A 6,005-nucleotide genomic window follows, 5' to 3' on the forward strand; every position below is an offset into this window, starting at 1 on the left:
CATCCTGCCCGAACCTCCGCCGATAGTGAGATCCGTCCGGGCAGGCACGAGTATCGAGCGCAGTCGTTACTTGGAGTTGACTACGACGCTGGAGATGTTCGACGCATTAGTCGAGGCCGCGTCGAGCGGGGCCATGAGCTTGATGAACTCGGTCGATGGCGATTCCGCGACGGAGATCACATCGTGATCGCGCATCCGGAACGTGTCAGCTTGGAACCAGCCGTCCGGCTTGCTCATATCGAACTTATAGACGGCGGGGACGGAGATAGTCGGGAATTGCGATGCGTCGATACCAACCTGCTGGAGTAGCGGCTTCGGCTCGAAACGATAGACGTAGATGTTTTTGGAATCCGCCCGCCCTCCGTCGAGGCCGCCGGCCTTTGCGAGCGCCTCGGCGAGCGACATGTTGTCGTTCTCGAAGGTGAAGCGGCGGTTGTTGGTTCCACCGATCGATCCGGGCGACGGCGTCGAGCCGAATGCCATGTAGACGCGGGGAATGCGTGTGAGGAAGACGACGTCGCCCGGCGCGAGTAGCACGTCCTCGCTCGGGTGATGCACCACTGACGACATCGACTCGTTGTAGGTGCGTCCTTCGCGCTTGATCGTGATTGTGCTCTCGTAGGACGGGTACTTGGGGCCGCCGGCGCGCGCGATCGCGCTCATCAGGCGAATGCCGCCCGGGTCGATCGGAAAGCGCTGGGGCGAATTGACTTCGCCGAGAACGCTGATCTGGTTGCCGCGCTGTTCTGCAACGCTCACGACTATCTGCGGGTCGATGGCACGATCCTTGAGGCGCTCGCGGATGATGTTGGAGACGGCACGCGGCGTCAGTCCGGAGACCTTGACCGATCCTGCGTAGGGGATGTTGATATTGCCAGACTGGTCGACCTGCTGGCGCGGAATGTCGACGAAGTTGCCCGGTCTGACGCCGGCTTCACGCGGAATGAATAGGCCGCCCGCCTGGGCTTCGTACACGGTCACGGTGACGATGTCGCCGACGCCGATCGTGACGTCGCGGTAATTGCCGCCGGGGAGATGGGAGAAGATCAGTCCGGATGAATCTGTAAGTGCGTTGGTCGCCTGGAGCACTGCCGGATTGACGGGCATGAGCGCATAGGCAAGTGGCGCGCTCGGTTCGGTGATCAGTGCGGCATGAGTATGCGTTGCGGCGGCATCGGGAGCGTCCAGGGGAATGAAGCCCGCGCAGCCAGTCAAGCAGATGCTGATCGCTGCGACGGCCAGAATCCGGCTAGTCCCGAAATTCGAATGAGCCTGTTCGGTCTTAGCCAATGTTGGTCCCTCGCACATACTTAACACCTGAAATACCGTAGCAACTGTCCGGCTAGTGAGTCACTGCTGCGTCTTCGCGATCATGGTGAAGCACTCATGCCTGTGACCTTATTGCAACTCGCGAAGCGATACACGAGTGAGAACTGCAGTCTGAGCGTCGAACAGAGGTCTGCTGCCATTCTGTGCAATTTGCAAAATAGACAGGTGAGTGTCGGATCGATGTCGTGATTGAGGCGATTTGTGGCAAGTATGCGAGGGCGGAACCTGGACAATGTGGAAGCCCTCATGATGAGCGTGCCTCCGCAAGGCGGCAAGACGATCTTCACGTTGTTGGTCAACCCATAGGGAAGGCGAAGATAAATTGTGCAACCCGGGTCGTTTGCGGCCGGCTTCTATATGCGCGCGATGGTGGTCATGTTGGCGATCGCGTGGTCGCTGTCGGCTCAATGCGTCATCGACGCCGATCACACTTGTCGCGATGCTAGCTGCTGATCGTCTATCGCTAAGGTCTCAGATTGTTTGAGAAATCTGACTGCAGATTGGCCGGCTGTCCGGCTTCATTCTCGCCCATGTGCAGGACGTCGGCATACACCTGACCGAGCGTCCGGTGGGTCTGCTCGATGTCGTAGAGGCGGACGAAACGTTCATAGCCGGCCCGGCCGACCGCAGCGAGATCCAGTCGGCTCGCGCGCTGAAATCCGTCAATCAGCTTTTCGGGCGTGACCTCATCGCAGAGCACGCCGGTGACGTCGTCCTCGACGATTTCCGGTAGTGCGCCGATGCGAAATGCGATGATCGGTTTGGCAGCCCTCATCGCCTCGATCGCGACCAGGCCAAACGCTTCCCAGCGCGAGGGAATCGCGACCAGGTCTGCCTCGTCCAACTGGGCCTCGATCTGGTTGCGATCCATCCAGCCCAGCAGCGAGACATTAGCCGGCAGGTCGCTCATGTTGAACTTGCTGACGACGGAGGCGCCGATGATACGGACATCGAGCGTTTCTCCCAACTCACGCGCCGCCTTGATAAGAAGATCACATCCCTTTTGGCGATCCAGACGTCCGATAAAGAGGACCTTGATCTTGTCCGAGCGCCATATCTTCTCCGATGCCGATGCGCTCTCTTGATTAAGCGCGGGGCGCTGTTTGGAAATCCCGTTGTGCACAAGAACTAGGCGTTTCGTCGCAATTCCGACCCGCGTGGCATCGAGTTGTTCGCTCCTTGAGATGCAGACGATCCGGTGGGTCAACTTCGACAACGCAAGTTCTGTGAATTGCGTGATTGCGCGACTAACACGACCGGTCTCGCGGCCGAACGCCCATCCATGCGGGCAGTAGACAATACGTGAATGCCGATAAGTTAGCCACAGCATCGGACGCACCACGAGCCCGGCGAACGACGAGTGAAGGTGAATGATGTCCGGCCGTAACTGGCGAACCGCGCGCATGGTCGCCGATAACATGGCGAACAGGCCCATAGCGTTGCGGCCGTCGCGCGGGAAGGTGGTGATGGCGTCATCCTCGATGCTGACCAGGTCATCGCGATGGTCAGACGGAACGACATAGCTGACATTTCCGCGCCCGAAGCTCGCGCTCTGATGCGGATGAAGCTCGTTGAGGTAGGTCGCGATGCCGCCTCTCACCGTTTCGGCGACGTGCAGAACCTTAAGGCCGCTGGACAACGGTCGATCCTTCCTTGTCTTGGAGGCAGCACATCTAGCGCCTGTAAGCAGCAAAATTTGGGCCGAGTCATCGCGCTGATCCGCCGGAGATGGCTCGCGGCGTCGATTGGGCGAGGACCTCGAGTATGGCTGCGGCCGACTTGGTCCACGAATAGGTCGCTAGCCGCCCCTGCTGCTTCTGTTGTTCGGCTGCAGAGATCCTGCCCAGATCGATTCTTTCGCGCATTCTTGCGGATAGCTCGTCAGGGTTGAGTGGATCGAAATAGACGGCCGCATCGCCGCAGGTCTCGCGTATGGCTGCAGCGGAACTCGCAATGACGGGGCAGGCGAAGTACATCGCTTCCAACGGAGGAATGCCGAAGCCCTCGTAAAGGCTCGGAAAAACGAACGCCGCAGCGCGGGCGAAGAGTGCGGCGACCTCCTCGTCCTTCAGGCGCCCCGCGACGATGAACCCGGCGCTTGATTTGGTGACGCCGCCGCCAAAGACTTTGCTGTTGTCGCCGCCCACCACGACCAGCGGAAAATCCGCGCGACCGAGCCGTTCGGCCGCACGAATGGCGGTGTCGACATTCTTGTTTTTCGTCATCGAGCCGACGAAGAGGAAGAACCGGTAGGGCTCGAGACGCAGCGATTCGATGATCGAGAAATCGGGCTCAATCGAGGCGAAGTGCTCTGCGCTGTTGGGAATAATCGGAATGGACCCGGGATCCAGCGAAAGAGCGTCGGCAAGTTCGTTGCGTGAAAACGTTGAAACCGTTGCAATGGTTGCCGTGCGTGCCAGCAAATGACCGAGCGATCGATGCAAGGCGAGGTAGCGCCAGCTGAAAAAGTCCGGCCGTTTGAAGACTTGCGCGTCGTGAATTACGACGAGATGGTCGCGGTGAAGCACAGGGCCGGAGTTGGCGAGACTGACGAGGCGCGTGCCCGCCGCCGCGCGCGCCAGATCCAGCTGATCCCAGGCGTGACCCTGCAGCGATCCCACCCGTTTGATCTTGATACGACAAAGGCCGCCAAGGGTTTGCGCATTCGGTGGCGCGAGAATCTGCCAGTCTGCATCCAAAAGTGGCGATGGGGCATTCCCGCTCGCTAGCAGGCGGTCCATCGCTTTGACGATTTCGGCGGCATAGCGTTGCACGCCCGTAAGCGATTGTGACAGGAACCTGCCGTTGATGGAGAGTTTCAAAGCCGATCTGTTTCTTTTGCGCGTGTCTTGCGCGAACGATGCCTCAAGACTGGGCAACCGCGCCGAATGTACGGTCTATGATCTCTAGCACATGCAGCGCTATCGTCCGAGCATGCTCGCAGGCGGGTAGCATGCGAGGATGCATGGCGCCATCATGTTTCCTACACATTTCGATGCGCCTACATGGAGCGGCTTGGCGCGACGATCGTCGTCGTTGAAAACTTGGCTTTGATATGACCGGTCTGGCATTGCTTCGCGGAACGAGAAGAGAATGACATCTTTGCGGCCAGTAATCGTAACCGGCGCAGCCGGCTTTATCGGAATGCACGTCTGTGAACGGCTGTTGGCGCGTGGCGAACAGATTGTTGGGATCGATGCATTCACGCCCTATTACGATCCCGCGCTGAAACGGGCGCGGCTCGAAAAACTCAAGTCTCGTCCTGGCTTCAGCTTCCATGAGATCGACCTTGCTGATTTTGCCGCGGTGAAGCGCGTTTTCGATGAAGTCTCGCCCGATCGCGTCGTCCATCTCGCGGCTCAGCCCGGTGTGCGCGCGTCGATCGACGATCCCATCACCAGCATCCGTGCCAATTGTGACGGCTTTGTCACAGTGCTCGAGGCCGGCCGGCGCTGCGAGCTCTCGCATCTCGTCTACGCCTCGTCGAGCTCGGTCTATGGCGCCAACCGCACCTTGCCGTACTCGACCGAGCAATCGGTAAACCATCCCGTGAGCCTTTATGCCGCAAGCAAGAAGGCCAACGAGCTGATGGCGCACACGTTTGCGCATGTTCACAAGTTGCCGGTGACCGGCCTGCGCTTCTTCACCGTTTACGGTCCGTGGGGCCGGCCCGACATGGCCGCCTATCTATTCACGCGCGCGATTTTCGCGAATGAGCCGATCAAGATTTTCAATAATGGCGATATGTGGCGCGACTTCACCTATGTCGACGACATCGTCGAAGGCGTGATCCGCACTCTCGACCGGCCCGCAGCGCCAAACCCCTCGTGGAATGCGGAAGCGCCGGAAAATTCGACGAGCTATGCGCCGTATCGCATCTATAACATCGGCAATAACAGGTCAGTCAGGTTGGTTGAGTTTGTCGATACCCTTGAGAAGATCATCGGCAGGCCCGCGATCCGCAAGCTGCTGCCGATGCAGGCCGGTGACGTCCTGGAGACGCGCGCCGACATTTCCGCTCTTCAGCGCGACGTCGGTTTCGCGCCGTCGACGACGATCGCCGAGGGCCTTGCCCGCTTCGTCGAATGGTATCGCGCGTACCACGGCGTTTGATATCTCGCGATCGACGGCACTGTGTCGTCGTATGCCCTCAGTTCGATACAGCTTGTCCTATTGTTGGGCGAGCGGCCGAATAGAGAAATCGTCTAGGGTGTTCAATGGAACATCCATCTTCAACGGAAAGAGTTTTTCATGCGAATCGCGATGATCGGCACGGGTTATGTGGGGCTGGTGTCTGGGGCCTGCTTTGCGGATTTCGGTCACGACGTCACCTGCGTCGACAAGGACGAGAAGAAGATCGCAGCGCTCCATCGCGGCGAGATCCCGATCTACGAGCCTGGGCTGGACGAGCTGGTCGCCAATAACGTCAAGGCCAAACGGCTGGGTTTTACCACCGATCTGTCCAAGCCCGTTGCGGATGCCGATGCCGTGTTCATCGCGGTCGGCACGCCCTCGCGCCGCGGCGACGGTCATGCCGATCTCTCCTATGTCTACGCCGCCGCGAAAGAGATCGCGCAGTCGCTCTCCGGCTTCACCGTGGTGGTGACGAAGTCGACCGTGCCTGTCGGCACCGGCGACGAGGTCGAGCGCATCATCCGCGAGACCAATCCGTCGGC

Annotated in this window: 5 protein-coding genes; 2 read left to right on the forward strand and 3 right to left on the reverse strand. The window is 59.6% G+C overall.

The window, feature by feature from the left end; translation table 11 throughout:
* Positions 1–66 precede the first annotated feature (66 nt).
* The 3 genes from L6637_RS31005 to L6637_RS31015 form a co-directional block, all read right to left on the reverse strand.
* A complete protein-coding gene (locus L6637_RS31005) occupies positions 67–1,290 on the reverse strand; it encodes a polysaccharide biosynthesis/export family protein (RefSeq protein WP_237872863.1) in 1,224 nt (407 codons plus the stop codon).
* A gap of 502 nt (positions 1,291–1,792) precedes the next feature.
* Positions 1,793–2,968 (reverse strand): glycosyltransferase, encoded by a 1,176-nt coding sequence (locus L6637_RS31010; RefSeq protein ID WP_237872864.1) that lies wholly within the window; start codon positions 2,966–2,968, stop codon positions 1,793–1,795.
* 67 nt (positions 2,969–3,035) lie between these two features.
* On the reverse strand, positions 3,036–4,151 hold the full coding sequence (locus L6637_RS31015; protein WP_237872865.1) for a glycosyltransferase family 4 protein: 1,116 nt from the start codon (positions 4,149–4,151) through the stop codon (positions 3,036–3,038).
* Positions 4,152–4,422: 271 nt separating this feature from the next.
* On the opposite strand from L6637_RS31015, the gene L6637_RS31020 reads away from it, so the two are divergent.
* Positions 4,423–5,442: an NAD-dependent epimerase/dehydratase family protein gene (locus L6637_RS31020; RefSeq protein ID WP_237872866.1), complete on the forward strand. Its 1,020-nt coding sequence runs from the start codon at positions 4,423–4,425 to the stop codon at positions 5,440–5,442.
* 138 nt (positions 5,443–5,580) lie between these two features.
* The coding region (locus L6637_RS31025; RefSeq protein ID WP_338076864.1) for a 2-dehydropantoate 2-reductase N-terminal domain-containing protein at positions 5,581–6,005 on the forward strand (425 nt) is incomplete at its 3' end.

The sequence above is a fragment of the Bradyrhizobium zhengyangense genome, assembly GCF_022012435.1.
GTDB lineage: Bacteria > Pseudomonadota > Alphaproteobacteria > Rhizobiales > Xanthobacteraceae > Bradyrhizobium > Bradyrhizobium zhengyangense.